The sequence below is a fragment of the Mycolicibacterium fallax genome (genome assembly GCF_010726955.1).
GTDB lineage: Bacteria > Actinomycetota > Actinomycetes > Mycobacteriales > Mycobacteriaceae > Mycobacterium > Mycobacterium fallax.
Window position 1 is genome coordinate 3,836,974 of record NZ_AP022603.1, and the last position, 26,748, is coordinate 3,863,721.

Annotated in this window: 26 protein-coding genes and 1 tRNA gene; 13 read left to right on the plus strand and 14 right to left on the minus strand. The window is 70.4% G+C overall.

Annotated elements, in window-relative coordinates; translation table 11 throughout:
- Window positions 1-136: 136 nt before the first annotated feature.
- Window positions 137-1,492 carry an NADP-specific glutamate dehydrogenase gene (gene gdhA, locus G6N10_RS18430; RefSeq protein ID WP_085092639.1) on the minus strand — a complete coding sequence of 452 codons (1,356 nt, stop codon included), beginning with the start codon at window positions 1,490-1,492 and terminating at the stop codon, window positions 137-139.
- A 64-nt stretch (window positions 1,493-1,556) separates the two neighbouring features.
- On the minus strand, window positions 1,557-3,101 hold the full coding sequence (gene metG, locus G6N10_RS18435; RefSeq protein ID WP_085092686.1) for a methionine--tRNA ligase: 1,545 nt from the start codon (window positions 3,099-3,101) through the stop codon (window positions 1,557-1,559).
- Between the two features lie 15 nt (window positions 3,102-3,116).
- On the opposite strand from metG, the gene G6N10_RS18440 reads away from it, so the two are divergent.
- The 3 genes from G6N10_RS18440 (at window position 3,117) to rsmA (ending at window position 6,151) form a co-directional block, all read left to right on the plus strand.
- The gene (locus G6N10_RS18440) at window positions 3,117-3,962 is read left to right on the plus strand and encodes a TatD family hydrolase (RefSeq protein ID WP_085092640.1); all 846 of its coding nucleotides are present in this window, start codon (window positions 3,117-3,119) and stop codon (window positions 3,960-3,962) included.
- 171 nt (window positions 3,963-4,133) lie between these two features.
- Complete coding sequence (locus G6N10_RS18445; RefSeq protein ID WP_179962854.1) at window positions 4,134-5,261, plus strand: resuscitation-promoting factor; 1,128 nt, start codon at window positions 4,134-4,136, stop codon at window positions 5,259-5,261.
- The gene (rsmA, locus tag G6N10_RS18450) at window positions 5,258-6,151 is read left to right on the plus strand and encodes a 16S rRNA (adenine(1518)-N(6)/adenine(1519)-N(6))-dimethyltransferase RsmA (RefSeq protein ID WP_085092641.1); all 894 of its coding nucleotides are present in this window, start codon (window positions 5,258-5,260) and stop codon (window positions 6,149-6,151) included. The genes G6N10_RS18445 and rsmA overlap by 4 nt, the downstream gene beginning before the upstream one ends.
- Here rsmA and G6N10_RS18455 read toward each other — a convergent pair.
- Window positions 6,148-7,107: a 4-(cytidine 5'-diphospho)-2-C-methyl-D-erythritol kinase gene (locus G6N10_RS18455; protein ID WP_085092642.1), complete on the minus strand. Its 960-nt coding sequence runs from the start codon at window positions 7,105-7,107 to the stop codon at window positions 6,148-6,150. The genes rsmA and G6N10_RS18455 overlap by 4 nt on opposite strands.
- A 344-nt stretch (window positions 7,108-7,451) precedes the next feature.
- Between G6N10_RS18455 and G6N10_RS18460 the strand changes: the two genes are divergently transcribed.
- The 6 genes from G6N10_RS18460 to G6N10_RS18485 all read left to right on the plus strand — a co-directional run bounded on the left by G6N10_RS18460 (window position 7,452) and on the right by G6N10_RS18485 (window position 10,941).
- Window positions 7,452-9,089 carry a fatty acyl-AMP ligase gene (locus tag G6N10_RS18460; RefSeq protein WP_085092643.1) on the plus strand — a complete coding sequence of 546 codons (1,638 nt, stop codon included), beginning with the start codon at window positions 7,452-7,454 and terminating at the stop codon, window positions 9,087-9,089.
- Window positions 9,090-9,178: 89 nt separating this feature from the next.
- Window positions 9,179-9,610, plus strand: a complete 432-nt coding sequence (locus tag G6N10_RS18465; RefSeq protein WP_085092644.1) for a hypothetical protein — start codon at window positions 9,179-9,181, stop codon at window positions 9,608-9,610.
- A 39-nt stretch (window positions 9,611-9,649) separates the two neighbouring features.
- Window positions 9,650-9,880: a hypothetical protein gene (locus G6N10_RS18470; RefSeq protein ID WP_085092645.1), complete on the plus strand. Its 231-nt coding sequence runs from the start codon at window positions 9,650-9,652 to the stop codon at window positions 9,878-9,880.
- Window positions 9,877-10,128: a hypothetical protein gene (locus G6N10_RS18475; protein ID WP_109750373.1), complete on the plus strand. Its 252-nt coding sequence runs from the start codon at window positions 9,877-9,879 to the stop codon at window positions 10,126-10,128. Before G6N10_RS18470 ends, G6N10_RS18475 begins: the two co-directional genes overlap by 4 nt.
- Before the next feature lie 95 nt (window positions 10,129-10,223).
- Window positions 10,224-10,661 carry a DUF4189 domain-containing protein gene (locus G6N10_RS18480; RefSeq protein WP_085092646.1) on the plus strand — a complete coding sequence of 146 codons (438 nt, stop codon included), beginning with the start codon at window positions 10,224-10,226 and terminating at the stop codon, window positions 10,659-10,661.
- Window positions 10,662-10,722: 61 nt separating this feature from the next.
- Complete coding sequence (locus G6N10_RS18485) at window positions 10,723-10,941, plus strand: hypothetical protein (RefSeq protein WP_234810412.1); 219 nt, start codon at window positions 10,723-10,725, stop codon at window positions 10,939-10,941.
- A 28-nt stretch (window positions 10,942-10,969) separates the two neighbouring features.
- Here G6N10_RS18485 and pth read toward each other — a convergent pair whose 3' ends face one another.
- From pth to G6N10_RS18520, 7 genes are all read right to left on the minus strand, one after another.
- Window positions 10,970-11,548 carry an aminoacyl-tRNA hydrolase gene (pth, locus tag G6N10_RS18490; RefSeq protein WP_085092648.1) on the minus strand — a complete coding sequence of 193 codons (579 nt, stop codon included), beginning with the start codon at window positions 11,546-11,548 and terminating at the stop codon, window positions 10,970-10,972.
- A gap of 42 nt (window positions 11,549-11,590) precedes the next feature.
- Complete coding sequence (locus G6N10_RS18495; RefSeq protein WP_085092649.1) at window positions 11,591-12,226, minus strand: 50S ribosomal protein L25/general stress protein Ctc; 636 nt, start codon at window positions 12,224-12,226, stop codon at window positions 11,591-11,593.
- Window positions 12,227-12,386: 160 nt separating this feature from the next.
- Window positions 12,387-13,256 carry an oxidoreductase gene (locus tag G6N10_RS18500; protein WP_085092650.1) on the minus strand — a complete coding sequence of 290 codons (870 nt, stop codon included), beginning with the start codon at window positions 13,254-13,256 and terminating at the stop codon, window positions 12,387-12,389.
- The gene (arsC, locus tag G6N10_RS18505) at window positions 13,253-13,591 is read right to left on the minus strand and encodes an arsenate reductase (glutaredoxin) (protein ID WP_085092651.1); all 339 of its coding nucleotides are present in this window, start codon (window positions 13,589-13,591) and stop codon (window positions 13,253-13,255) included. The genes G6N10_RS18500 and arsC overlap by 4 nt, the downstream gene beginning before the upstream one ends.
- Window positions 13,592-13,593: 2 nt before the next feature.
- Window positions 13,594-14,574 carry a ribose-phosphate diphosphokinase gene (locus tag G6N10_RS18510; RefSeq protein WP_085092652.1) on the minus strand — a complete coding sequence of 327 codons (981 nt, stop codon included), beginning with the start codon at window positions 14,572-14,574 and terminating at the stop codon, window positions 13,594-13,596.
- Between the two features lie 261 nt (window positions 14,575-14,835).
- A complete protein-coding gene (gene glmU, locus G6N10_RS18515) occupies window positions 14,836-16,272 on the minus strand; it encodes a bifunctional UDP-N-acetylglucosamine diphosphorylase/glucosamine-1-phosphate N-acetyltransferase GlmU (RefSeq protein WP_085092653.1) in 1,437 nt (478 codons plus the stop codon).
- 38 nt (window positions 16,273-16,310) lie between these two features.
- A tRNA-Gln gene (locus tag G6N10_RS18520) sits at window positions 16,311-16,382 on the minus strand.
- 86 nt (window positions 16,383-16,468) lie between these two features.
- Here G6N10_RS18520 and G6N10_RS18525 point away from each other — a divergent pair.
- Window positions 16,469-17,062 (plus strand): TetR/AcrR family transcriptional regulator, encoded by a 594-nt coding sequence (locus tag G6N10_RS18525; RefSeq protein ID WP_109750374.1) that lies wholly within the window; start codon window positions 16,469-16,471, stop codon window positions 17,060-17,062.
- 5 nt (window positions 17,063-17,067) lie between these two features.
- Here G6N10_RS18525 and G6N10_RS18530 read toward each other — a convergent pair whose 3' ends face one another.
- The gene (locus G6N10_RS18530) at window positions 17,068-17,604 is read right to left on the minus strand and encodes a hypothetical protein (RefSeq protein ID WP_085092655.1); all 537 of its coding nucleotides are present in this window, start codon (window positions 17,602-17,604) and stop codon (window positions 17,068-17,070) included.
- Between the two features lie 98 nt (window positions 17,605-17,702).
- On the opposite strand from G6N10_RS18530, the gene mfd reads away from it, so the two are divergent.
- Both mfd and G6N10_RS18540 read left to right on the plus strand, forming a co-directional pair.
- Window positions 17,703-21,371 (plus strand): transcription-repair coupling factor, encoded by a 3,669-nt coding sequence (gene mfd, locus G6N10_RS18535; protein WP_085092656.1) that lies wholly within the window; start codon window positions 17,703-17,705, stop codon window positions 21,369-21,371.
- On the plus strand, window positions 21,368-22,339 hold the full coding sequence (locus tag G6N10_RS18540) for a nucleoside triphosphate pyrophosphohydrolase (protein ID WP_085092657.1): 972 nt from the start codon (window positions 21,368-21,370) through the stop codon (window positions 22,337-22,339). The genes mfd and G6N10_RS18540 overlap by 4 nt, the downstream gene beginning before the upstream one ends.
- On the opposite strand, the gene efeB is transcribed toward G6N10_RS18540, so the two are convergent.
- Genes efeB through efeU form a run of 3 tightly spaced genes read right to left on the minus strand, consistent with a single transcriptional unit; the run spans window position 22,309 to window position 25,701 of the window.
- Window positions 22,309-23,619, minus strand: coding sequence for an iron uptake transporter deferrochelatase/peroxidase subunit (gene efeB / locus G6N10_RS18545; protein WP_085092658.1), 1,311 nt, complete (start codon window positions 23,617-23,619; stop codon window positions 22,309-22,311). The two genes, G6N10_RS18540 and efeB, sit on opposite strands and share 31 nt — an antisense overlap.
- The gene (efeO, locus tag G6N10_RS18550) at window positions 23,603-24,721 is read right to left on the minus strand and encodes an iron uptake system protein EfeO (RefSeq protein WP_085092689.1); all 1,119 of its coding nucleotides are present in this window, start codon (window positions 24,719-24,721) and stop codon (window positions 23,603-23,605) included. Before efeO ends, efeB begins: the two co-directional genes overlap by 17 nt.
- Window positions 24,722-24,771: 50 nt before the next feature.
- Window positions 24,772-25,701 carry an iron uptake transporter permease EfeU gene (efeU, locus tag G6N10_RS18555; protein WP_085092659.1) on the minus strand — a complete coding sequence of 310 codons (930 nt, stop codon included), beginning with the start codon at window positions 25,699-25,701 and terminating at the stop codon, window positions 24,772-24,774.
- Between the two features lie 169 nt (window positions 25,702-25,870).
- Here efeU and G6N10_RS18560 point away from each other — a divergent pair, with 169 nt between their 5' ends.
- A complete protein-coding gene (locus tag G6N10_RS18560; RefSeq protein ID WP_085092660.1) occupies window positions 25,871-26,602 on the plus strand; it encodes a lytic transglycosylase domain-containing protein in 732 nt (243 codons plus the stop codon).
- Window positions 26,603-26,748 lie beyond the last annotated feature (146 nt).

Sequence of the window (26,748 nt, forward strand, 5' to 3'; positions counted from 1 at the left end):
TGGGCTTACTCATGCCCTCAAGACACCGTCGCCGGCCCGGGTGTGACAGTCACCCTTCCGATTGTGACCCAGCTCACCAAAAAATGACGGTGGGCCCGGTGCGAGAGCACCGGGCCCACCGTCGGTGGAACAGCGGTTACACCAGCCCGAGTGCCGACATGGCGTCGGCGACCCGGATGAACCCGGCGATGTTGGCTCCGGCGACATAGTTGCCCGGCTGGCCGTACTCCTCGGCGGTGACCACGCAGCGGTCGTGAATGCGCCGCATGATCTCGGCGAGCTGCTCCTCGGTCTCGTCGAAGGTCCAGGAGTCCCGCGAGGCGTTCTGCTGCATCTCCAGCGCGCTGGTCGCCACGCCGCCGGCGTTGGCGGCCTTGCCCGGCGCGAACATCACCCCGGCCTCGGCGAACAGCTTGACCGCGTCGGGCGTGCACGGCATGTTGGCGCCCTCGGCGACCACCTTGCAGCCGCTCTTGATCAGCGCGGCGGCCTGGTCGCCGCTCAGCTCGTTCTGGGTGGCGCACGGCACCGCGATGTCGCAGCCGACATCCCAGATGCTGTGTTCGGCGACGAAGGAGGCGCCGCCGGCGCGCAGGTCGACGTAGTCGCAGATCCGGCCGCGCCGGACCTCCTTGATCTCGCGCAGCACCTCGACGTCGACGCCCTTCTCGTCGATGATGTAGCCGCCGGAGTCCGAGCAGCCGACCACCGTGCCGCCGAGCTGGTGGATCTTCTCGATGGCGTAGATGGCGACGTTGCCCGACCCGGACACCAGCACCTTCTTGCCGTCGAACGAGTCGCCCTTGGTGCGCAGCATCTGGTCGATGAAGAACACCGTGCCGTAGCCGGTGGCCTCGGTGCGGACCTGGGAACCGCCCCAGGTCAGGCCCTTGCCGGTGAACACGCCGGATTCCCAGCGGTTGGTGATCCGCTTGTACTGGCCGAACATGTAGCCGATCTCGCGGGTGCCGACGCCGATGTCGCCGGCCGGCACGTCGGTGTACTCACCGAGGTGGCGGTACAGCTCGGTCATGAACGACTGACAGAACCGCATCACCTCGCCGTCGGAGCGGCCCTTGGGGTCGAAGTCCGAGCCGCCCTTGCCGCCGCCGATCGGCATGCCGGTCAGCGAGTTCTTGAAGATCTGCTCGAAGCCGAGGAACTTGACGATGCCCAGGTACACCGACGGGTGGAAGCGCAGGCCGCCCTTGAACGGGCCGAGCGCGGAGTTGAACTCCACCCGGAAGCCGCGGTTGATCTGCACGGCGCCCTTGTCGTCGATCCACGGCACCCGGAAGATGATCTGGCGCTCCGGCTCGCAGAGCCGACGGATCACCGCGGTGTCGGCGAACTCGGGGTGCTTGGCGACGACCGGCCCGAGGCTGTCGAGCACCTCGTGCACGGCCTGGTGAAACTCGTTCTCGCCGGCGTTGCGCCGGATGACCTCGGTATAGAGCTCTTCGAGCTTCTCGTGTAACCCGTTGGGTGTCATAACTTTCAACTCCACTTGATGTCGCGGGAGGGCCCGCCTTGGGGTCGGTGCGGCGCCATTGCCGTCACTCGACCTGGTATCGGGGAAACACCCCGGTGGGGGGCGGCAGGGCCGTCCCGGGGGCCAGTCGCACCGCCAGCGCGCCGAAGTCGCGACGGTCGGCGGGCTGGCTGAGCAGATCCAGCAGCGCGTCGGCCGCGGTCGGCATGATCGGCTGGACCAGCAGCGCGGCGATGCGCACCACCTCCATGGTGGTGTACAGCACCGCGGCGAACCGCTGCTGGTCGGCCGGGTCGGCGGACTTGCGCAGCACCCAGGGTTCCTGCGCGGTGAAGTACCGGTTGGCCGAGCCGAGCACCTGCCAGATCGCCTCCAGCCCCTGGTGCATGGCCGGCTCGTCGAAGCTGCGGCGGACCCGGTCCAGCAGCGCGTCGGCCTCGGCCAGCAGCGCGGCGTCCGCGGCGGTGAGCTCACCCGGCTCGGGCACGATGCCGTCGAGGTTCTTGGCCACCATGGACAGGCAGCGCTGGGCGAGGTTGCCGAACTCGTTGGCCAGGTCGGCGTTGATCCGGCCGATGATCGCCTCTTCGGAGTAGCTGCCGTCCTGGCCGAACGGCACCTCGCGCAGCAGGAAGTAGCGCACCTGGTCGACCCCGAAGGCGTCGACCAGCGCATCGGGGCTGACCACGTTGCCGACCGACTTGCTCATCTTCTCCCCGGCGTTGAGCAGGAAGCCGTGCGCGAACACCCGCCGGGGCAGCGGCAGGCCCGCCGACATCAGGAACGCCGGCCAGTAGACGGCGTGGAACCGGATGATGTCCTTGCCGATCATGTGCAGGTCGGCCGGCCAGTACCGGGTGTAGAGCGCCGAGTCGGTGTCCGGGTAGCCGGCGCCGGTCAGATAGTTGGTCAACGCGTCGACCCAGACGTACATCACGTGGTCGGGGTCGCCGGGCACCGGAACACCCCAGTCGAACGAGCTGCGCGAGATGGAGAAATCGTTGAGGCCGCCGGAGACGAAGCTGATCACCTCGTTGCGGCGGGCGTCCGGGCCGATGAACTCGGGGTGCTCGGCGTAGTGCGCCAGCAGCCGGTCGGTGTAGGCCGACAGCCGGAAGAAGTAGGTCTGCTCCTCGGTCCAGGTGACCTCGGCCCCGGAGCTGGTCGCCACCCGCACGCCGCCGCGCAGTTCGGTCTCGGATTCGGCGAAGTAGGCCTCGTCGCGCACCGAGTACCAGCCGGCGTAGGCGTCCAGGTAGATGTCGCCGGCGTCGGCCATCCGCTGCCACAGCGCCGCCGAGGCCGCCCGGTGGTCGGCGTCGGTGGTGCGGATGAACCGGTCGAAGGAGATGTTGAGTTTTTCCTGCAGCCGCTGGAAGACATCGGAGTTGCGCCGGGCCAGCTCGGCGGTCGGGATGCCTTCGGCGGCCGCGGTCTGCGCCATCTTCAGCCCGTGCTCGTCGGTGCCGGTCAGATAGCGCACGTCAAAGCCGTCGAGGCGCTTGAAGCGCGCGATGGCATCGGTGGCGATGTACTCGTAGGCGTGCCCGATATGCGGGGCGCCGTTGGGGTACGTGATCGCCGTCGTCACGTAGAAGGGCTCGCTCATGTCAGGCATCACCATATGGTGTGCGACGTGAGCACCAAAGTCCTGCCGCCGCCCGCACCCGAGCCGCTGGCGCCGCTGATCGACGCGCACACCCATTTGGACGCCTGCGGTGCCCGCGACGCCGACGACGTCGCGGCCATCCTGGATCGGGCCGGCGCGGTCGGTGTGCAGGCCGTGGTGACCATCGCCGACGACCTGGCGGCGGCCCGCTGGGCGGCCGCGGCGGCCGGCTGGGACGACCGGGTGTACGCCGCCGTCGGGTTGCACCCGACCCGGGCCGACGCGCTGGACGACGCGGCCCGGGCGGAACTGGAGACGCTGGCCGCCGAGCCGCGGGTGGTGGCGGTGGGGGAGACCGGCATGGACCTGTACTGGCCGGGCCGGCTGGACGGCTGCGCGGACCCGGCCACCCAGGTCGAGGCGTTCGCCTGGCACATCGACCTGGCCAAGCGGCTGGGTAAGCCGCTGATGATCCACAACCGGGACGCCGACGCCGCCGTGCTCGACGTGCTGCGCGCCGAAGGGGCCCCGGAAACTGTGATCTTCCACTGTTTTTCCTCCGGGCCCGAGATGGCGCGCAGCTGCGCGGACGCCGGCTGGTACCTGAGCCTGTCGGGCACCGTCAGCTTCCGCAATGCGCGCGAGCTGCGCGCCGCCGCGCCGCTCATTCCCGCTGATCAGCTCCTTGTGGAGACCGACGCACCGTTCCTCACGCCGCACCCGTATCGGGGTGCCCGCAACGAACCGTACTGCCTGCCCTACACCGTCCGGGCCCTCGCCGAACTGCTGGATCGCCCGGCCGGGGACGTCGCCGCGGATTCGTCAGCAAACGCCCGCCGCGTATATAATTTGACTTATTGAAGTTTGGCCGCAGCGAATGCGGCCGACCGCCACCGGCGCTGGGTGGGATCCGGGTGTGTCCCGATCCACTGTCCGAAAGGTTGCCCCGCCGCAAGACGGTTCGTTACCGTCTCGTTATCAACGGCGTTCCGGCCTGACCGCCGAGCGCCACGAGAGTTGGGGATCGACGCGTTGAACGTACTGACCAAGCTGCACCAGTCGAAGTCCGGCCAGCTGCGCGCCGTCGTCGGCGCCACCCTGCTCGCGCTGACCTGCGCCGGCGGCTACGCCGTCGCCGAACAGAAGACCGTGACGCTGACCGTCGACGGTGCCTCGACCACGGTCAAGACGATGAAGTCGCGGGTCATCGACGTCGTCGCGGAGAACGGTTTCCAGGTCGACGAGCGCGACGACCTGTTCCCCGCCGCCGGTGACCGGATCACCGACCACCAGACCATCGAGCTGCGCCGCAGCCGGCCGCTGGAGATCTCGCTGGACGGCCGCGACACCGGCCAGGTCTGGACGACGGCCGCCACCGTCGACGAGGCGCTGAGCCAGCTGTCGATGACCGACACCGCGCCGGTGGCCGCCAACCGCTCGGCCCGGCTGCCGCTCGGCGGCATGGCGCTGCCGGTGGTGAGCGCCAAGAACATCACCCTCGACGACGCCGGCGTGGTGCGCACGGTCCGGCTGGCCGCCCCCAACGTGGCCGGCCTGCTGGTCGCCGCCGGTGTGCCGCTGATGCAGAACGACCGGGTCAACCCCGCCCCGTCCACCCCGGTGACCGAGGGCATGCAGATCCAGGTCACCCGGATCCGGATGGAGAAGGTCACCGAGCGGGCCCCGCTGGAGCCGACCGCCCGGCGGATCGAGGACCCCGAGATGAACATGAGCCGCCAGGTCGTCGAGGATCCGGGCACCCCCGGTGAGCAGGACGTCACCTACGCGGTCGCCACCGTCAACGGCAAGGAGACCGGGCGGCTGCCCGTCGCCAACACGGTGCTCACCCCGGCCCGCGACTCGGTGCTGCGGGTCGGCGCCAAGCCCGGCACCGAGGTGCCTCCGGTGACCAACGGCGGCGCCTGGGATGCGCTGGCCTCGTGTGAGTCCGGCGGCAACTGGGCGATCAACACCGGCAACGGGTTCTACGGCGGCGTGCAGTTCGACGCGGGCACCTGGCTGGCCCACGGCGGCGGCAAGTACGCCCCGCGCGCCGACCTGGCCACCCGTGAGGAGCAGATCGCGATCGCCTCGAAGACCCAGGCCGTGCAGGGCTGGGGCGCCTGGCCGACCTGCAGTGCGCGGATCGGCGCCCGCTGACCATCCGGCTGCTCGGCCGCACCGACATCCGGGAACTGGCCGACGAGCTGGGGCTGCGACCGCGTAAGTCCTGGGGCCAGAACTTCGTCCACGACGCCAACACGGTGCGCCGCATCGTGGCCTCGGCCGGCATCACCGCCGCCGACAGCGTCGTTGAGGTCGGCCCCGGCCTGGGGTCGCTGACGCTGGCGCTGCTGGAGACCGGCGCGACGGTGCTGGCCGTCGAGGTCGACCCGGTGCTGGCCGAGCGGCTGCCGCACACCGTCGCCGCGCACGGCGCCGAACCCGCGCGACTGACCGTCATCCACCGCGACGTGCTGACCCTGCGGGGCGCCGACCTGCCCGGCGCGCCCACCGCGCTGGTCGCCAACCTGCCATACAACATCGCCGTGCCCGCGCTGCTGCGGGTGCTCGCCGAATGCCCGACCGTGCGCACCGTGCTGGTGATGGTTCAGCTGGAGGTCGCCGAGCGGCTGGCCGCCGAGCCCGGCGGCAGGGACTACGGCGTCCCGAGCGTCAAGGCCCGCTACTACGGAACGGTGCGCCGGGCCGGGACGGTGTCGCCGTCGGTGTTCTGGCCGGTGCCGCGGGTCGACTCCGGGCTGGTCCGGATCGACCGGCACGATGACCCGGGCTGGCCGACCGACCCGGAGTTCCGGGACCGGCTGTTCGCCCTGATCGACGTCGCGTTCGCGCAGCGCCGCAAGACCGTGCGCAACGCGCTGTCGCGGTGGACCGGGTCCACCGAGCGGGCCGCCGAGCTGCTGACCGCGGCCGGCATCGATCCGTCGGCGCGCGGCGAGACCCTGGCGATCACCGACTTCGTCCGGCTGGCGGAGCTGGCCGCCGACGAGCCCGGGACGGGCGAGCCCCAGCCCGGTCGGCCCTAGTTCGGCCGGTCGGCGGCAGGCACCACCCGGGCGCCGTGCACCGGGCCGCTGGCCACCCGCACCGTCCGGCACACCCCGGCGCCGGCCAGCTCGCTGCTCACCTGCACCGCGGCGGCGGCCGATTCGCACAGGAACGCGCAGGTCGGGCCGGACCCCGAGACGATGCCGGCCAGCGCGCCTGCCTCCACCCCGGCCCGCAGCGTCCGGCGCAGCCCGGTGTCCAGGCTGACCGCGGCCGGCTGCAACTCGTTGCCCAGCAGCGGCGCCAGCTCGCGCGGATCGCCGCCGGCCAGCGCGGCCAGCACCGCCTCCGGCGGCGGCAACTGCGGCGGTTCGCCGACCTCGCGGAGCCGGTCGATCTCGCCGAACACCGCCGGGGTGGACAGCCCGGAGTGGGCGAAGGCCAGCACCCAGTGGAAGGTGTTGCGGGCCAGCACGGTGGTGAGCTCTTCACCGCGGCCGGTGCCCAGCGCGGTGCCGCCGTGCAGCGCGAACGGCACGTCGCTGCCCAGCCGCAGCGCCAGGGTGTGCAGGTCGGCGCGCGGCACACCGAGTTCCCACAGCGCGTTCATCGCCACCAGCACGCCGGCCGCATCGGCGCTGCCGCCGGCCATCCCGCCGGCCACCGGGATGGCCTTCTCGATGGTGATGGCGACGTCGACGGACCGGCCGACGTACTCACCGAGCAGTTCGGCGGCCCGCCAGGCCAGGTTGCGCTGGTCGGTGGGCACGGTCGCGGCACCCTCGCCGACGACGGTGACCGACAGCAGGTCGGCGTTTCGGACAGTGATCTGGTCGAACAGCGAGACGGCGTGGAACACCGTGGTCAGGTCGTGGTAGCCGTCCGGGCGCAGATCGCCGACGGCCAGGTACAGGTTCACCTTGCCCGGCACGCGGACGGTCACCGACCCGGTCGGCACCCATTCGGTTGCGGTACTCCCGTCGGTTGCAGGCACCGCACGAGACTAAGCCGCGCGCACCCCGCGGGTGCGGACCGACCCGGCTCGCCGCCGTGCCGGAGCAGCCGGGCGGGAGTGACACGGCCCTCATATGCCGGGAAAGTTTGGTTGTTACTTAAGAGGAGTTTAAGATGGTCGGCGGTGATGACTAGCTATCCGATGTTCACGACTGCCCGCCGGCTGACCGGCGGGCCGCGACTGCGTCGCGCTCCATCACCGAACCGAGATCAATTCGCGCCCGGATCGTGCGTGCGTGCCTCCCGTGACGGTGCCGGTGCCGGTAGCAGCATGGGTCTCGGGATGTCGTCGCTGTCGCAGCTCCGGAACCCGAGGAGGCCCTCGTGAGCAGGTTCACCGAAAAAATGTTCTACAACGCCCGGAACAGCACCCGGGGGATGGTGACCGGCGAGCCGCACGCCCCGGTCCGGGAGACCTGGCTGGAGGTGCACGAGCGGGCCCGCCGGATCGCCGGCGGCCTGGCCGCGGCCGGCATCAACCACGGCGACGTGGTCGGCATGCTGGTCGGCGCTCCGGTGGAGATCGCGCCGGCCGCCCAGGCGCTGTGGATGCGCGGCGCGAGCCTGACCATGCTGCACCAGCCGACCCCGCGCACCGACCTGGTGATGTGGGCCGAGGACACCATGAACGTCATCGGGATGATCGACGCCAAGGCCGTCATCATCTCCGAGCCGTTCACCGCGGCCGCCCCGGTGCTGGCCGAGCGCGGCGTGCAGGTGCTCTCCGTCGAGGAACTGCTCACCGCCGACCCGATCGATCCGGTCGAGACCGGCGAGGACGACCTGGCGCTGATGCAGCTGACCTCCGGGTCGACCGGCAGCCCCAAGGCCGTTCAGATCACCCACCGCAACATCTACTCCAACGCCGAGGCGATGTTCGTCGGCGCCAAGATGGATCCCGACGGCAACGACGTCATGCTCAGCTGGCTGCCGTGCTTCCACGACATGGGCATGGTCGGCTTCCTGACCATCCCGATGTTCTTCGGTGTCGAGCTGGTCAAGGTCACCCCGATGGACTTCCTGCGCGACACCCTGCTGTGGGCCAAGCTGATCGACAAGTACAAGGGCACCATGACCGCGGCCCCGAACTTCGCCTACGCGCTGTTCGCCAAGCGGCTGCGCAAGCAGGCCGAGCCCGGCCAGTTTGACCTGTCCTCGCTGCGGTTCGCGCTGTCCGGCGCCGAGCCGGTGGACCCGGCCGACGTGGAGGACCTGATCGACGCGGGCCGCCCGTTCGGGCTGCGGCCCGAGGCGGTGATGCCGGCCTACGGGATGGCCGAGACGACGCTGGCGGTGTCGTTCTCCGATCTGGGCCGCGGCCTGGTGGTCGACGAGGTCGACGCCGACCTGCTGGCCGCGCTGCGCCAGGCGGTGCCGGCCACCAAGGGCAACACCCGCCGGCTGGCCACCCTGGGCCCGGTGCTGCAGGACCTGGAGATCCGGGTCGTCGACGAGCACGGCAACGTGATGGCGCCCCGCGGCGTCGGCGTCATCGAGCTGCGCGGCGAATGCGTGACCCCGGGCTACCTGACCATGGGCGGGTTCCTGCCGGCCCAGGACGAGCACGGCTGGTACGACACCGGTGATCTCGGCTACATCACCGAGGAGAACTACGTGGTGGTCTGCGGCCGGGTCAAGGACGTCATCATCATGGCCGGCCGCAACATCTACCCGACCGACATCGAGCGGGCCGCGGGCCGGGTGGAGGGCGTGCGGCCCGGTTGCGCGGTGGCGGTCCGGCTCGACGCCGGCCATTCCCGCGAGACCTTCGCGGTGGCCGTCGAAAGCAACGCCTACCAGGATCCCGACGAGGTGCACCGGATCGAGCGCCAGGTGGCCCACGAGGTGGTCGCCGAGGTCGACGTGCGCCCGCGCAACGTCGTCGTGCTCGGGCCGGGCACCATTCCGAAGACCCCGTCGGGCAAGCTGCGCCGGGCGAACTCGGTCTCCCTGGTCACCTAGGCCCCGCGCACCGGCAGCGCGCTGAGCCCCGCCGTCGGCCGTGATCGGGTAGTTTCACTCCTATCGATCGGCTTGATGAGAGGACTCCGATGGCCTTCACCCGTACGGTTTCGGCGATGTTCGCTGCCGGCGTCGCGTTGTCCGCGTTTTCGGTGGGCACTGCCTGGGCCGGCGGTCCGGACGGCTACGTCGAGGACGCCGGTGAGTCCTTCGAGGCCGTCGGCTCCGGCTACGTCGGCAACGCGCTGGTCGGCTTCCGCGCGACCGGGGCCACCAAGGACGAGGCCAAGGCCGATGTGGTGGCGGCCTGCCAGGCCGGCGGCGGCGTGGAATGCAGCTGGGACGAAGTGACCAACGACAAACTGTGCATCGTTTCGATCGGTGACGACGGCACCGGCCAGGTCGGCGGTGGCGCCGGCGCGAACGTTGAGGCCGCCCGCGACAACGCCTACATGCATGCCGCCGAGGGCGGCTACCCCTATCCGGCCAGCGCCCGGATACTGATCTCGGCGTGCGCGTAAACCGTGTCCGACGACCGCACATCCCGGAAGGGGGACCGGATGAACCTGCGAGGTAAGAGCGCTCTGTTCGCCGCGGGATTGGTGGTGATCTCGCTGATTTCGGCGCCGACGGCGGCCGCGCGGCCGACCTGTCACGAGGCGGGCGGCGCAACCCGCTGCGAGACCAACGGCAGCGTGTCGATCAAAGCGGTGCCGCAGACCCGGGCGCCCAGTGCGGGCCAGCTGATGATGCCGGGCATGGGTCGGCGCGGCCTGATGTGGGGTTGGTGAGCGGCTCCGCCCGGCCGGGCCTGCGGCGGGTCGCGGTCGCGGTGGCGATCGCGGGCCTGCTGGCGGTGACACCGGTCGGTGCTCCGGTGGCGGCCGCGCGCCCGGACTGCACCGACGTCGGCAGCCAGATTCGCTGTGAGACCAACGGCAGCGTGTCGATCAAGGCGGTGCCGCAGACCCGGGCGCACGGCTCGACCATGCCGGGCGGCATCGGCGGCATGCGCCGCGGGATGCTCTGGGGCTGGTAACCCGACCGCGCACACCGCGCCGCGATGCCGACGGAGTGTTACTGTCAGCGAAATCGGCTTGAGGGCCTGAGGTTTTGAGGGAAGGACCGACTTTCATGGGCATCCGTCCGCTGACGTTGCTTGCCGGAACCTTCGCGACGGGCGCCGTTGCGCTGGGGCTGGCCATCTCGCCGGCCTGGGCGGGCGGCCCGCCGGGGGTGGTCGAGGACTTCAGCAACGTCGCCCAGGCGGTCGGTTCGGGCCTGATCAACGACACGCTGGTCGGCTACACCGCCTTCGGCCCCGACGACAACGCCGCCGAGGCCGCGGTGATCGCGGCCTGCCAGGCCGCCGGCGCGCGGGACTGCACCAGCGACGAGGCCAGCAATGACAACCTCTGCATCATGACGATCGGCGATGACACCACCGGCGGGGTGTCCGGCGGTGCCGGGCGCACCGAGGACGACGCCTACGCCGAGGCCGTCGCGCGCGCCGCCGCGGCCGGCACACCGCTGGGCCCGGAAACCCGGGTGCTGATCTCGGCGTGCCCGTAGTGCGTCGGGTGCGGGGACATCATGCGGTACGGAAAACTGTCGGGCGAGGGAGACTATGACGATGCGCGGTAAGGGTAGGTCGGTGGCGATGCTGGCCGTCGGGGTGATGGTCGCCTCGATCCTGTCGGCCCCGGTTGCCGCCGCGCGGCCGACCTGCCAGGACAGCGGCAACACCAGACGGTGCGAGACCCGCGGCAGCACGTCGATCAAGAGCGTTCCGAAGACCACCGCCGGATCGCTCAACGCCGGCCCGCCCGGACGCCGCGCGGCGCGCCGCTAGGCCCCGATCCGCCCGGCGCCGGGGCCGCTCAGCCCCAGGCGTGCACCAGATTCTGGGCGGGCTCCAGGCCCTGCTCGATCAGCAGTTCGGTCGCGTCGGCGGCCTGCTCACAGATGGTGGGGAGCTCGGCGCGCTCGGCGGCACCGAACGGTGACAGCACGAACGCCGCCGGGTCCTGACGGCCCGGCGGCCGGCCGATGCCGAGGCGAACCCGCTGAAAGTCCTTGGTGCCCAGCGCCGCAGCCACCGAACGCAGGCCGTTGTGGCCGCCCTCGCCGCCGCCGAGTTTGAGCCGGATCCGGCCGAAGTCGATGTCGAGTTCGTCGTGAATGAGGATCACGTTGGCCGGGGTCACCGAGTAGAACTTTGCCAGCGGGCCGACCTGGCGACCGGATTCGTTCATGTAGACCCGCGGCTTGGCGAGCACCACGGGGTGCCCGCCAAGCCGACCGGTGATCGCTTCGGCGCCGGACTTCTTGTGTACCCGGAACGTCTCGGACATCCGGGCCGCCAGGATGTCGGCGACCATGAAGCCGACGTTGTGCCGGGTCTTGGCGTAGTTCGGTCCGGGGTTGCCAAGGCCGACGACCAGCAGGGTGTCGGCCATGGCAACTCCTTCGTCGACCCGGAATTACCCGGGTGCGGTGGACTACTCGGCGGCCGGGGCCTCGTCGGCGGCCGGCGCGTCGGCGGCCGGGGCGGCGCCCTCTTCGTCCATCTGCTCGGCGGTCGGGGCGGCCATCACGTTGACGACCAGCGCCTCCGGATCGGAAATCAGGTTCACCCCGGCCGGCAGCGGGATGTCCGCGGCGGTGAACGGGGTGCCGGCCGCAACGCCCTCGACCGAGACGATCAGGTTTTCCGGGATCGACAGCGCCTCGGCCTCGATCTCGATGCTGTTGAGCTCCTGGGTGACCAGGGTGCCCGGCGCGGACTCACCCTCGACGATGACGGTGACCTCGACGACGACCTTCTCACCCTTGCGGACGACCAGCAGGTCGACGTGCTGGATGTTGCGGCGGATCGGGTGGATCTCCAGGGCCTTGGTCAGCGCCAGCTGCTCGGTGCCCTCGATATCCAGGCTCAGCACCGCGTTGGTGCCCGAGTAGCGCAGCACGGCGGAGAACTCGCGGGCCGGCAGCAGCAGGTGTTGCGGGTCGGTGCCGTGGCCGTAGAGCACCGCGGGAACCCGGCCCTCGCGGCGGGCCCGGCGGGAGGCGCCCTTGCCGGTCTCGGTGCGGACCGTCACGGCGAGGTTGTTGTTGGGGTTGGCGTTCTTGGCCATCGATTGCTCCTGTTGCTTCGTACCTGGTTTCCGGGCACGGCCAGAGCAGAAAATCCGCGAATCGCGGGTCCCCGTCGATAACGGTGGTCGAACCACCCTCGCCGTGACGCCCGGTCAGGTTATCCCATCAGCCGCCGCGGGCGGAAATCGTGCGGGCGACTCAGCAGCCGAAGTCCACCCCGGTGAGCCGCTCGGAGCGCTCCCACAGCGCCGCCGCGGTGGCGTCGTTGCGGGCCAGCGGGCTGCGGCCGACGCCGCCGGTGCGCCCGGCGTAGCCGAACCGCGGGCCGACGAAGGTGTCACCGGCCAGGTCCTGGGACACCGCGTAGAGCGTCTGGCGGGCGCCGAAGTCCGCGCTGGTGGCCCACAGGTTGCCGATCGCCATGGCCCGGCCGGCCAGGCTCGAGCCGGTGTGGCCCTGCAGGTTGGTGGCCGAGTACCCGGGATGGGCGGCCAGCGATCGCACCGCGGACCCGGCCCGATCCAGCCGTCGCTGCAATTCCCGGGTGAACAGCAGGTTTGCCAGCTTGGATTGCCCGTAGGCGGCCCACGGCGAGTACGGCCGAGCCTTGTAGCTGAGGTCATCGAGGTGGATCCGACCCAGGAAGTGCGCCAGCGAGGACACCGTCACCACCCGGTCGGTGATCTTCGGCAGCAGCAGGCCGGTCAGCGCGAAATGCCCAAGGTGGTTGGTGCCGATCTGGCGCTCGAAGCCGTCGGCGGTCAGCCCGTACGGCACCGCCATGACGCCGGCGTTGTTGACCAGCACGTCGACCTTGCCGGTGATCCCGGCGGCGAACTCCCGCACGGATGCCAGATCGGCCAGGTCGAGCCGGCGGACCTCGACATTGCCGAACATCTTCTCGGCGGCGTCGGTGCCCTTGGCGACGTCGCGGACCGCGAGGATGGTGCGGGCGCCCACCCGGGCCAGTTCCCGGGCGGTGACCTCACCGAGACCGCTGTTGGCCCCGGTGACGATGACTGTGCGCCCGGCGAAGGACGGCAACTCGCCCGCGGTCCAGTTCGTCACAGGATCTCGTTGACCGATTCGATGGGCCGGGCCAGCCGGGTGCCCTTGTCGGTGACCACGAACGGCCGCTCGATCAGGATCGGGTTGGCGGCCATCGCGTCGAGCAGCTGATCGTCGTCGGCCTCGGCGAGATTCAGTTCGGCGTAGGCGGATTCGCGTTTGCGCACCGCCTTGGACACCTCGATACCGGCGTCGGAGATCAACGTGACGAGTTCCGCGCGGGTCGGCGGGTTCTTCAGATAGAGCACGATCTCCGGCTCGATCCCGTTCTCGCGCAACAGGTCCAGCGTCTTGCGCGACGTCGAGCACTTGGGATTGTGGTAGATCCGCGCCATGGCTACGCCGACCCGTCGAACAGGCCGGTCACCGAGCCGTTGTCGAACACCTCGCGGATGGTGCTGGCCAGCAGCGGGGCGATGGACAGCACGGTCAGGCTGGGGAACTGCTTGTCCTCGGTGATCGGCAGGGTGTTGGTGACGATCACCTCGCGGGCGCCGCAGTCGGCCAACCGCTGCGCGGCCGGATCGCTCAGCACGCCGTGGGTGGCCGCGATGATCACGTCCTTGGCGCCGTCGGCGTACAGCAGCTTCACCGCCCCGGCGATGGTCCCGCCGGTGTCGATCATGTCGTCGGTCAGGATGCAGGTCTTGCCCTGGACCTCGCCGACCACCCGGTTGGACACCACCTGGTTGGGCACCAGCGGGTCGCGGGTCTTGTGGATGAACGCCAGCGGCACACCGCCCAGCGCGTCGGCCCACTTCTCGGCCACTCGCACCCGGCCGGAGTCGGGGGAGACCACCACCAGATCCTGGTCGGAGTACCGGTTGCCGATGTAGCCGCACAGCAGCGACTGGCCGCGCATGTGGTCGACCGGGCCGTCGAAGAAGCCCTGAATCTGGTCGGTGTGCAGGTCCACGGTGATGATGCGGTCCGCGCCCGCGGTCTTGAGCAGGTCGGCGACCAGGCGGGCCGAGATCGGCTCGCGGCCGCGGTGCTTCTTGTCCTGCCGGGCGTAGGGGTAGAACGGCATGATCGCGGTGATCCGCTTGGCGCTGCCGCGCTTGAGCGCATCGATCATGATCAGCTGTTCCATCAGCCAGGTGTTCAGCGGCGCCGGGTGGCTCTGCAGCACAAACGCGTCGCAGCCGCGAACGGATTCCTGGAAGCGCACGAAGATCTCGCCGTTGGCGAAGTCCCGGGCGGTCTGCGGGGTGACCTCGACGCCGAGTTCCTTGGCCACCTGCTCGGCCAGTTCGGGGTGAGCCCGGCCCGCGAAGAGCATCAGGTTCTTGCGGTTGTCGGTCCAGTCTTGGCCCACTAGCTGCCGTCCTCGCGCTCGGAGATCGATACCAGGCAATCTTACGAACTCCGGCTACCCCGAGGTAGCCGGGTTGCCGGAATGGTCGGCGCAGGTTCGTAACCGAACGTACCGATCGCCGCCGAACCCGGGTTTTGGTCGCACCTACAGCATCAGTGGCCGCAGGAATCCCGAACGGTCCGTCGGTCTACGGACGCCCTTGGTTGCGTGCTCTTTTGGCCGCGGTGCTTGCCGCCGCGGCCAGGGTGCGGGGTGCTTTGGTCAGTCTTGGCCGCGTGCTCTTTTGGCTGCGGAGGCCGACTCACTGCCCGGACGTTTTTCCTCCACCCAGCCCTCCACGGTGTGCTGGGTGTTGTCCGAGAACGCCAACGCACCCGGGGGCACGTCGTGGCGCAGCACCGTGCCCGCGCCGGTGTAGGCGCCGTCGCCGACGGCCACCGGCGCGACGAACATGGTGTCCGAGCCGGTCCGCACGTGCGACCCGATCGTGGTCCGGCTCTTGGTCTCGCCGTTGTAGTTGACGAACACGCTGGACGCGCCGATGTTGGAGTGCTCGCCGATGTCCGCGTCGCCGACGTAGGTCAGGTGCGGCACCTTGGTGCCCGCCCCGATGGCGGAGTTCTTCACCTCGACGAAGGTGCCGATCTTGCCGTCGGCGCCGAGCACCGTCCCGGGCCGCAGGTAGGCGAACGGGCCGACCTCGGCGCCGGGGCCGATCTGCGACTGGCGACCGTGGGTCCGCACCACGCTGGCGCCGTCGCCGACGGCCACGTCCCGCAGGGTGCTGTCCGGGCCGACGGTGCAGTGCGTACCGACGACGGTGCTGCCCTGCAGTTGGGTGCCCGGGTGGATCACGGTGTCGCGGCCGACGCTGACCTCGACGTCGATCCAGGTGGTGGCCGGATCGATGACGGTCACCCCGGACCGCTGCAGGTTCGCCACCAGCCGGCGGTTCAGCTCCGCCGATAGCGCCGAGAGCTGCACCCGGTCGTTGACGCCGGCGACCAGCGCCGCGTCGTCGACGTGCAGCCCGCGCACCGACCGCCCCTCGGCCCGCGCGATCGCAATGACATCGGTCAGGTACAGCTCGTGCTGGGCGTTGTTCGACGACAGCCGGTCCAGCGCCGAGCGCAGCGCATCGATGGCGAAGGCGTACACCCCGGAGTTGATCTCGGCGATGGCCCGCTGCTGCGGGGTGGCGTCGGCCTCCTCGACGATCGCGATCACCTCGCCGTCCTGGGTGCGCAGAATCCGGCCGTAGCCGGTGGAATCGGCGACGGTGGTGGTCAGCACCGTCGCCGCGGCGCCGCCGCGGTGGTGGTCGGTCAGCGCGCTCAGCGTGGCGGCATCCAGCAGCGGCACATCACCGGAGGTGACCACCACGGTGCCGTCGAAATCGTCGGGCAGCGCGGTCAGCCCGCAGGCCACCGCATGCCCGGTGCCGAGCTGCTCGTCCTGCACGGCGATGCGGATCTCGCGGCCCAGCTGCGCGGCCAGCTCCTCGACCACCGGGGCGATCCGCTCCCGGTCGTGGCCGAGGATGACGACCAGGTGCTCGGGCTCGGTGCCCGCCGCGGTGTGCACGGCGTGCGACAGCATGCTGCGCCCGCCCAGGGTGTGCAGCACCTTCGGGGTGTCCGACCGCATCCGGGTGCCCGCGCCGGCGGCCAGCACCACTACTGCGTCACGTGTCGTCATCTGTTGAGCGCCTACCTTCGCCGGGGAGCGCGATCGTGCTCCGTCGCCAGGACTCGAACCTGAACTATCTGAACCAAAATCAGAGGTGCTGCCGATTACACCACGACGGATTACTGCGTCCCGGATTCTATCGGGTGCCCTATGGTGAGGAACCGTGGCAGCCCCGGATAACCAGGCCCGCGCACCGCGGTCCCGGATGACCGGCACCGAACGTCGGCACCAGCTCATCGACGTCGGTCGCGCACTGTTCGCCGAACGCGGTTACGACGGCACCTCCATCGAGGAGATCGCGCAGCGCGCCGGGGTGTCCAAACCGGTGGTCTACGAGCACTTCGGCGGCAAAGAGGGGCTCTACGCCGTTGTCGTCGACCGGGAGATGTCGGTGCTGCTCGACGGCATCACCTCCTCGCTGACCAACAACCGGTCCCGGGTGCGGGTGGAGCGAGTGGCGCTGGCCCTGCTGACCTACGTCGAGGAGCACACCGACGGCTTCCGCATCCTGATCCGCGACTCGCCGGCCTCGATCAGTTCCGGCACCTACTCCAGCCTGCTCAACGACGCGGTCGGCCAGGTCTCATCGATCCTGGCCGGCGACTTCGCCCGGCGCGGTCTGGACCCCGACCTGGCCCAGCTGTACGCCCAGGCGCTGGTCGGCTCGGTGTCGATGACCGCGCAGTGGTGGCTCGACGTCCGCGAGCCGCCCAAGGAGGCGGTGGCCGCCCACCTGGTCAACCTGTGCTGGAACGGACTGACCCACCTGGAGTCCGACCCGGTGCTGCACGAGGAGTAGCGCGGTCAGAGGTTCCCGAATGTCGTCGTCCCGGTGGTGGTGGCGACGAAGCCGGTGTACTCGGCGTCGGGTTTCTCGCGGGAGGCGAACTTGCACGCCAGCGCGACGGTGTCGGTCCACACGCACTGGGCCGCATCGAAGGCGTACAGCTGACCGGCGGGAAGCAGCGGCAGTGGGGTGGCTTCGAACTGCGGAACCCCCTCGACGCTGGGCCGGTCCTCGGCGGTGCTGAACGTCGGGGCGCTGACCACTGGACCCGAGGCGCGCAGGCGTATCCAGTTGGCGCCGTCGGGCAGTCCCACCAAGCCTCCGGTGCAGTCCAGCGCGTACATGTCCCGGTGCTGCGAGGACGTGCAGTTCAGCCCGCTGGGTGTTCGGAAGCCGCGCACGGAGTACGCCAGGCCGTCGCGCACGGTGTAGTCCGCGGCGGTGACCTTCGGGTAGGACGCGAAGTCGGGGATGCCCGGATCGGCAAGGGCGACGGCCGGCGCCGCCGCAACAACCGTCACGGCGGCGATGGTGCAGAAGACGGTGCGATGCATGCCGTCATTCTCCTCCCGGCCCGGCGGTCCGCGACGCGCCAATCCAGTGCGGGCCGTGGGGCAGCGCGGTCGCACACCGCTCTAAACTTCTCGCCATCATGACCAAACCGGGGCACACCCATGTCCAGACCCCGATCGCGGGCCTGGTCGAGCTGGCGCTGACCGCGCCCACCCTCACCGAACTGGCCGAACGCGCCGCCGCGGCGCCGCAGACCCTCGACATCGTCGCGCCGCCGGCCGCCCAGCCCTTCGTGGCCGCGGCGCTGGCCCGGCAGCACCCGCTGCTGGTGGTCACCGCCACCGGGCGAGAGGCCGACGACCTGACCGCCGAACTGCGCGGGGTGTACGGCGACGCGGTCGCGCTGTTCCCGTCCTGGGAGACGCTGCCGCACGAGCGACTCTCGCCCGGGGTGGACACCGTCGGCGCCCGGCTGCTGCTGCTGCGCCGACTGGCCCGGCCCGACGACGAGCGGCTCGGCCCGCCGCTGAAGGTGGTGGTCACCACCGCCCGCTCGCTGCTGCAGCCAATGGCCCGCGGCGACGGCGCCGCCACCGACGCCGAACCGGTCACCCTGGCCGTCGGCGCCGAGGCCGGGTTCGACGACGTCGTCACCCGGCTGGTCGAACTGGCCTACACCCGGGTCGACATGGTCGGCAAGCGCGGCGAATTCGCGGTCCGCGGCGGCATTCTGGACATCTTCGCCCCGACCGCCGAGCATCCGGTCCGCGTCGAGTTCTGGGGCGACGAGGTCTCCGAGATGCGGATGTTCTCCGTCGCCGATCAGCGCTCCATCCCGGAGGTCCCGATCGGGCATCTGGTCGCCGTGCCGTGCCGGGAACTGCTGCTCACCGACGCGGTCCGAGACCGGGCCGCGCAGCTGGCCGGCGCGACCCCGACGACCGACAACACCGTCGTCGGCACCGTCGGGGAGATGCTCGCAAAGCTGGCCGAGGGCATCCCGGTCGACGGCATGGAGGCACTGGCCCCGGTGTTGTGGGCCGACGGACTGACCCTGCTGTCCGACCACCTGCCCGAGGGCGCCCCGCTGCTGATCTGCGATCCGGAGAAGGTCCGCACTCGGTCGGCGGACCTGATCAAGACCGGCCGCGAGTTCCTCGACGCATCCTGGTCGGTCGCGGCGATGGGGGCCGACGCCCCGATCGACATCGAGGCCCTGGGCGGCTCCGGCTTCCGCGGCCTCGCCGAGGTCCGCGAGGCCGCCGAAGCCGGCGGGCACCCCTGGTGGACGCTGAGCCAACTGCCCAACGAGGCCGCACTCGAACTCGACATCCGGCCCGCGCCGACCACCCGCGGCAGCCAGGCCGGCATCGACGAGGTGTTCGCCATGCTGCGCGCGCACGCCGCCACCGGCGGCGTCGCGGCGATCGTCGCCCCGGGCACCGGCACCGCGAACCGCGTTGTCGAGCAACTCGGCGGAGCCGATGTTCCCGCCGCATTGCTGGAGCCCGGCGCCACCCCGCCGCCGGGCGTGGTCGGGGTGCTGCGCGGGCCGCTGCACACCGGCATCGTGCTGCCCGGGGCGAACCTGGTGGTGATCACCGAGACCGACCTGACCGGCAACCGGGTCACCGCCGGCGAGGGCAAGCGGCTGGCGGCCAAGCGCCGCAACACCGTTGACCCGCTGGCGCTGGCCGCCGGTGACCTGGTGGTGCACGACCAGCACGGCATCGGCAAGTTCGTCGAGATGACCGAGCGGATCGTCGGCGGGGCCCGCCGGGAGTACCTGGTACTGGAGTACGCCTCGGCCAAACGTGGCGGCGGCACCGACAAGCTGTATGTGCCGATGGACTCCCTGGACCAGCTGTCCCGCTATGTCGGCGGCACCGCGCCCACCCTGAGCCGGCTCGGCGGCAGCGACTGGACGAACACCAAAACCAAGGCGCGCAAGGCGGTTCGGGAGATCGCCACCGAACTCGTCGCGCTGTACGCCAAACGTCAGGCCGCACCCGGGCACGCCTTCGGCCCGGACTCCCCGTGGCAGGCCGAGATGGAGGACGCGTTCGGGTTCACCGAGACCGTCGATCAGCTGACCGCCATCACCGAGGTGAAGGCCGACATGGAGAAGCCGATCCCGATGGACCGGGTGATCTGCGGTGACGTCGGCTACGGCAAGACCGAGATCGCGGTGCGCGCGGCGTTCAAGGCGATTCAGGACGGCAAGCAGGTGGCGGTGCTGGTGCCGACCACGCTGCTGGCCGACCAGCACCTGCAGACCTTCACCACCCGGATGGCCGGCTTCCCGGTCACCGTCAAGGGGCTGTCGCGGTTCACCGATCCGGCCGACTCCAAGGCCGTGGTGGCCGGATTGGCCGACGGCAGTGTCGATGTGGTGATCGGCACGCACCGGTTGCTGCAGACCGGGGTGCGCTGGAAGGACCTCGGGCTGGTCATCGTCGACGAGGAGCAGCGCTTCGGTGTCGAGCACAAGGAACACATCAAGGGCCTGCGCAGTCACGTCGATGTGCTCACCATGAGCGCCACCCCGATCCCGCGCACCTTGGAGATGAGCCTGGCCGGGATCCGGGAGATGTCAACCATTCTCACCCCGCCGGAGGAGCGCTATCCGGTGCTGACCTACGTCGGCCCGCACGACGACAAGCAGGTCGCCGCCGCGCTGCGCCGCGAACTGCTGCGCGACGGGCAGGCGTTCTACATCCACAACCGGGTCCGCAGCATCGACGACGCCGCGGCGCGGGTTCGTGCCCTGGTGCCCGAGGCCCGCGTCGTCGTCGCGCACGGCCAGATGCCCGAGGAGCAACTGGAGCGGACCGTGCAGGGCTTCTGGCACCGCGAGTTCGACATCCTGGTCTGCACCACCATCGTCGAGACCGGGCTGGACATCTCCAATGCCAACACCCTGATCGTCGAGCGCGCCGACACCTTCGGGCTCAGCCAGCTGCACCAGCTGCGCGGCCGGGTCGGCCGGTCCCGGGAACGCGGCTACGCCTACTTCCTGTACCCGCCGGAGGTGCCGCTGACCGAGACCGCGCATGATCGGCTGGCCACCATCGCGCAGAACAACGACCTGGGCGCGGGCATGGCGGTCGCGCTCAAGGACCTCGAAATCCGCGGCGCCGGAAACGTTCTCGGCGTGGAGCAGTCCGGGCACGTCGCCGGTGTCGGCTTCGACCTGTACGTGCGGCTGGTCGGCGAGGCGGTGGAGGCCTACCGGGCGGCCGCCGACGGGCAGACCGTCACCACCAGCGAGCCCAAGGAGGTGCGCATCGATCTGCCGATCGACGCGCATCTGCCGCCGGACTACATCGGCAGCGACCGGCTGCGGCTGGAGGGCTACCGCCGGCTGGCCTCGGCCGCCGACGATGACGCGGTGCGCGCGGTGGTCGAGGAACTCACCGACCGGTACGGCCCGCTGCCCGAACCGGCCCGACGGCTGGTCGCGGTGGCCCGGCTGCGGCTGCTGTGCCGCCGGTACGGGGTCACCGAGGTCTCGGCGACCGGATCGGCCGGCCAGCCCGCCACCCTGCGGCTGGCCCCGTTGACGCTGCTGGACTCCCAGCAGCTGCGGCTGTCCCGGATGTATCCCGGCGCGGCGTACCGGGCCACCACCTCGGTGGTGCAGGTGCCGATTCCGCGCGCCGGCAGTGGCATCGGAGCGCCGCGGATCCGGGATGTCGAACTCGCGCAGGCGGTGGCCGATCTGCTGCTCGCGCTGGACGGCCGGCCCCAGGGCGAGGTCGATCTGACCGATCTGAGCACCCCGGTTGGTGAAGGAGACAGCGCATGACGGTGGTCCTGGTGGATCCGCGCCAACCCGAGCTGATTCCGGTCGACGCGGTCGAATTGCTCACCGGCGCGGTGCAATACACCGAGGAGCTGCCGCCAAAGGTGATCTGGACGCTGCCGTCGGCCCGGCCGGTCGGCACCGGCGAGCCGGCGCCGGTGCTGCTGAGCTCGAATCGGGACCACCCGCAGGTGCGCGCCCGGCTGACCGCCGGGGAACGGCTGCTGGCCGCCCCGGACCCGCGGCGCGGCGAGCGGCTGCTGGAGGCCGTCGAGGTGATGGACCGGCTGCGTACCAACGGACCCTGGGAATCCCAGCAGACCCACGACTCGCTGCGCCGCTACCTGCTGGAGGAGACCTACGAGCTGTTCGACGCGGTCCGCAGCGGCGACGCCGACGAGCTGCGCGGCGAACTCGGGGATGTCTTGCTGCAGGTGCTTTTTCACGCCCGGATCGCCGAGGACGCGCCGGTGCGCCCCTTCGACATCGACGACGTCGCCGACGCGCTGATCCGCAAACTGGCCAACCGGGTGCCCGCGGTGCTGGCCGGCGAACAGATTTCACTGGAGGACCAGCTGGCCCAGTGGGAAGAACGCAAGGCCCTGGAGAAGTCGGCCCGAAGCCCGGGTCCCGGTGAGGACATGGTGTCGGTGATGGACGACCTGCCGACCGCCACCCCGGCGCTGCTGCTGGCGCAGAAGGCGCTGGCCCGGGCGCAGCAGGCCGGGCTGCCCGAGGACCTGATCCCCGCCGACCTGCGCACGGTGTCGGTGTCGGCCGACTTCGACGCCGAAAACCATTTGCGCACAGTGGTCCTGGCGTTCATCGACGAGGTTCGCGGCGCCGAACGCCGGATCGGGGCGGCCCGCGGTGAGATCGACGGTTCGGCGATCGGGTCGGCCGGCGAGCAGGAGTGGCGGGCGGCGTGGCCGGCCGCCGGTCAGCCCTCCAGCAGCGTCGAACCCCAGTAGGCGTCCGGGTCACCGTCCGGGATGCCCGGCGGGGTGGCGAAGATCCCGGTCCCGGTGTGCACGATGTACTCGGTCAGCAGGTCGCGTTTGGCGAGTTTGGTCTGCATTGGGATGAACTGGGTCGCCGGGTTTCGCACGAACGCGATGAAGAACAGCCCGGCGTCCAGATGGCCGAAACCGTCGGTGCCGTCGGTGAAGTTGTAGCCGCGGCGCAGGATCTGCACGCCGTCGTTGTCCTCGGGGGAGGCCAGCCGGACATGGGCCAGCGGGTCGATCACCGGCTCGCCGTCATCGCCGGTGAGATCCAATGGCAGCGCGTCGAACTCGTCGGCGCGGCCCAGCGGCGCGCCGCTGCCCTTGGCCCGGCCGATCACCCGCTCCTGCTCGATCAGGGTGGTGCGATCCCACGGTTCGATCCGCATCCGGATCCGCCGGGTGATCAGGTAACTGCCGCCGGTCAGCCAATCCGGGCCGTCGCCGTCGCGAACCCACACCTGCTCGTCGAGCGTGCCGGTGTCCTCGGCCATGATGTTGGCGGTTCCGTCCTTGAACCCGAACAGGTTCCGCGGCGTCTGCTGTGCGTGCGAGGTTGACGAGGTGCGGCCGAAGCCGAGCTGGGACCAGCGCACCGCGGCGGTGCCGAACCCGACCCGGGCCAGGTTGCGCACCGCGTGCACGGCGACCTGCGGGTCGTTGGCGCAGGCCTGGATGCAGATGTCGCCGCCGCACTGGCTCGGGTCCATCGTCTCGTTGGGGAACTTGGGCAGGTCGGCCAGCAGCTCCGGGCGCCGGCCGGCGATGCCGAGCGGATCCTTGCCGTCGCGGCCGAAGAACGACGGGCCGAAGCCGATGGTCAGGGTCAGTGCGGACGCCGGCAGGCCCAGTGCCTCACCGGTGTCGGTCGGCGGTGAGTACGGGTTGAGGCCGACGGCGCCGTCCCGGGCGGCCTGCGCACCGGCGGTCATCCGCTCGGCCATGTGCGTCCACTCGCGCAGCATTTTGATCACGTCGTCGCGCCGGTCGGTGGTCAGGTCGAAGGTGGCGAAGTGCATGCGGTCCTGGGCCGGGGTGACGATGCCGGCCTGCCGGACGCCGCGGAACGGCACCGCGGCGTTCATCGCGGCCTGCGGATCGGCCGCACTGGCGCGCCCGGCCAGCGCGCCCGCGCCGGCCGCACCGACGACCGCCGCCGAGACGCCCGCGGCGCCGAGCAGTCGGCGCCGGGAGAACAGGCCCCCGCCGTCGGGCTCGGAAGCCGGGCCGCTATCCGGCGATGACACCCTGCACCTGACTGACCTCCTTGCTCAGCGCGTCGATCGCCCGGGACAGTTCCTGGCGCTGCGCCTCGGTGACCTTGTCGTAGGAGATGAAGCCGTCGCCCTCGCGGTATTTCTGCAGCAGCGCTTCCACGTCGGCGAACCGCTGGTCGACCCGCTTGCCCAGATCCGGGTTGCGTTCGTCGAGGATCGGCCGCACCGAGGCGACCGCGGTCTGGCTGCCCTCGATGTTGGCGTTGAAGTCAAACAGGTCGGTGTGGCTGAAGATGTCCTCTTCGCCGCTGAGCTTGGAATTGGAGATCTCATCGAGCAGGCTCTGCGCGCCGCCGGCGATCTTGGTGGAATCGACCCGGAAGTCCGGGGCGCTGACCCCGGCGTGCAGTTCCTTGATGTCGGCGAGCAGCTGGTCGGCAACGGCGTTGCTGCTGGGCTGCAGCCCGGTGACCCACAGGTCCTTCTCCAGCCGGTGGAACCCGCCCCAGGTTTCGCCCTCGCTCAGGTCGGCCTCGCGCTGGTCGACCCGCGGATCCAGGTCGTTGGGGAACGATTCGGCGACCGGCTCGATGCGCTCGTAGTAGGTGCGGGCCAGCGGGTACTGCGCCTTGGCCTTGGCGACGTCGCCGGCCTTGATGGCGGTGACGAATTCGGTGGTGGCGGTGACCAGCGCCTCGGTTTGGCTGACGATGTAGCGCTTGTAGCTGTCGGCGGCCTCTTTGAACTTGCCCTCGGTGTCGAGCTGCACCGCCTCACCGGTGACGGTGAAGTCGCCGCGGATGCCGTCGCCGACCATGCCCGGTTTGCACGCGGTCTGGTAGGTGCCCGACTCCGGCAGCTGCACGATCAGCTTGCGCTGCAGACCGGGGGAGACGTTCTCCACCTCGCCCATCACCCGATCGCCCCGGTCGTAGACGTAGAACTCGGTGACCTTGGTGCCATTGTTGGTGATCAGGAAGGTGTTCGCGCCGGTGCTGCCCGAGGTCGCCGACAGTGCGCACTCGGTGTCGGTGGCCGACACGGTGATCGGCTCGCCTGCCGCGCCGTCCTTGCCGGCGTCCTTGGCGGTGCAGCCGGCCAGCACGCTGGCGCCCAGCGCAGCGACGGCCAGCGCGACGGTCGCGGTCTGAGCGGTCCGGTGCGGGCGGGAGGCGAGGGGATTCACGTGGTCGACCTTTCGGCGGAACGTTGGGTTGGGGTTTCGACGGTGGTGCGGGCCGGGCGCAGGAACACCATCAGCACGACGATCAGGTAGCCGGCCCAGCACAGCAGTTGCAGCACGGTCGGGTTCGGGCTGATGTTGAAGATGCCCTCGACGGCGCCGGTGACGCCCTGCATGAACCGGCCGAACAGGTGATCGGAGGACCAGGTGAACAGCGCCGAGACGTCGAACGCCTTGCCGGTCAGCACCGGCAGCCACCCGACGGTCTGCAACGCACCGATGCCGTAGGACAGGATGCCGGCGGCCACCACGATCAGGAAGATGCCGGTGTACCGGAAGAATTTGCCCAGATCGAACCGGACGGCGCCGCGGTACATGGCGTAGGCGATGGCGGCGGCGACCAGTACGCCGAGGATCAGCCCGGTCAGCGGCCACGCCGTGGACGCGTTGGCGTAGCCGACCATGAACAGCGCGGTCTCCAGGCCCTCGCGGCCGACGGCCAGGAAGGACAGCGCCAGCACCGCCACGCCGCCGGTGTCCAGGGCGCGGGTCATGCCGTCGCGCAGCTCGCCGGACAGGCCGGCGGAGGCTTTCTTCATCCACAGCACCATCGAGGTGACGATGACCACCGCCAGCAGCGAGGCGACACCGGCGAACGCCTCGGCCGCCAGGTCCTGGATGGTGTTCTCGCCGAGCTGGATACCCAGGAACACGACCACGGTCATCAGTACCGCCGACCCGACGCCCAGCCAGACCCACTTCAGCGCGTCGCGGCGGCCGGACTTGACCAGGAAGGCAACCAGGATGGAGACCACGATGGCGGCCTCCAGGCCCTCGCGGAGTCCGATCAGGAAACTGCCGAACAGCTGGGAGGACGTCGACGGAGCGGCCAGCAGGGTGAGCGTTGATGCGGCGGCGCCCGTCGTCACATTCGTATCCTCGAATCCGGTGAAGTCAGGCGCGCCGAGGGGTGGCGCACACAGGTGTGGCTTACCTTAGCAGCGGCCGGGCCCACCGGTGCGGGCAAGACGGTCCCGGGCCAAGCACCCTCGCGACCATGCGACGATGTGCGTGAATGATGTTCTGTAGGGGAGTCCTGTGAGAAGGCGTTGGCTCCGGGCTGTCGCCGTTGTCACGGCGACAGCCCTGTTGTTGGCCTCGAGCTGTTCGTGGCGACTCGGTAGCCCGATCCCCGAGGGCGTGCCGCCGCCACCCGGTGATGCGGTGCCCGCGGTGAACATCAATGTGAAGAAGGGCCGGCCGGCGGCGCAACTGCACGATTGGGCGGCCGAGCGGGCCCCGAAGCTGAACATCCCGGTCACCGCGCTGGAGGCTTACGGCTACGCCGCCCGGGTGGCCGAGGTGGTCAACCCGAACTGCCGGCTGTCCTGGACCACACTGGCCGGCATCGGCATGGTGGAAAGCCACCACGGCACCTACCGGGGTTCGACGATCGCACCCAACGGCGACGTCGATCCGCCGATCCGCGGTGTGGTGCTTGACGGCACCAACGGCAACCTGCGCATTCCCGACACCGACAAGGGCGCGCTCGACGGCGACGCCACCATGGACCGGGCGATGGGCCCGATGCAGTTCATCCCGGAAACCTGGCGGCTATACGGCGTCGACGCCAACAACGACGGGGTGGCCGACCCGGACAACATCGACGACGCGGCGCTCTCGGCCGCCGGTTACCTGTGTTTCCGCGGCAAGGACCTGGCCACCGCGCGCGGCTGGATGGAGGCGCTGCGCGCCTATAACTTCTCCGACCAGTACGCCCGCACGGTCCGGGACTGGGCTACTGCGTATGCGGCCGGCCGTTCGCTCTAGCTCCGCTGGCGCTCCGCAAGAGCTCCGCAGTCCGCGAAGCGTACGCGGCCGGCCGTTCGCTCTGAAGCGTGATCTGGCGGCTGTGCGGTGCGAGAGCACCGGCACCCTCTAGGCTGACCCCACAGACGTGACAACGGCCAGCGAAG

Coding starts and splice junctions, on each gene's coding strand:
- G6N10_RS18525 (WP_109750374.1), top strand. CDS start 16,469: ATGACCGGCACCGAACGTCGGCACCAGCTCATCGACGTCGGTCGCGCA.
- mfd (WP_085092656.1), top strand. CDS start 17,703: ATGACCAAACCGGGGCACACCCATGTCCAGACCCCGATCGCGGGCCTG.
- G6N10_RS18480 (WP_085092646.1), top strand. CDS start 10,224: ATGGGCATCCGTCCGCTGACGTTGCTTGCCGGAACCTTCGCGACGGGC.
- G6N10_RS18440 (WP_085092640.1), top strand. CDS start 3,117: ATGGTGTGCGACGTGAGCACCAAAGTCCTGCCGCCGCCCGCACCCGAG.
- glmU (WP_085092653.1), bottom strand. CDS start 16,272: ATGACGACACGTGACGCAGTAGTGGTGCTGGCCGCCGGCGCGGGCACC.
- arsC (WP_085092651.1), bottom strand. CDS start 13,591: ATGGCGCGGATCTACCACAATCCCAAGTGCTCGACGTCGCGCAAGACG.
- G6N10_RS18495 (WP_085092649.1), bottom strand. CDS start 12,226: ATGGCCAAGAACGCCAACCCCAACAACAACCTCGCCGTGACGGTCCGC.
- G6N10_RS18465 (WP_085092644.1), top strand. CDS start 9,179: ATGGCCTTCACCCGTACGGTTTCGGCGATGTTCGCTGCCGGCGTCGCG.
- pth (WP_085092648.1), bottom strand. CDS start 11,548: ATGGCCGACACCCTGCTGGTCGTCGGCCTTGGCAACCCCGGACCGAAC.
- G6N10_RS18485 (WP_234810412.1), top strand. CDS start 10,723: ATGCGCGGTAAGGGTAGGTCGGTGGCGATGCTGGCCGTCGGGGTGATG.
- gdhA (WP_085092639.1), bottom strand. CDS start 1,492: ATGACACCCAACGGGTTACACGAGAAGCTCGAAGAGCTCTATACCGAG.
- G6N10_RS18540 (WP_085092657.1), top strand. CDS start 21,368: ATGACGGTGGTCCTGGTGGATCCGCGCCAACCCGAGCTGATTCCGGTC.
- G6N10_RS18530 (WP_085092655.1), bottom strand. CDS start 17,604: ATGCATCGCACCGTCTTCTGCACCATCGCCGCCGTGACGGTTGTTGCG.
- G6N10_RS18470 (WP_085092645.1), top strand. CDS start 9,650: ATGAACCTGCGAGGTAAGAGCGCTCTGTTCGCCGCGGGATTGGTGGTG.
- metG (WP_085092686.1), bottom strand. CDS start 3,101: ATGAGCGAGCCCTTCTACGTGACGACGGCGATCACGTACCCCAACGGC.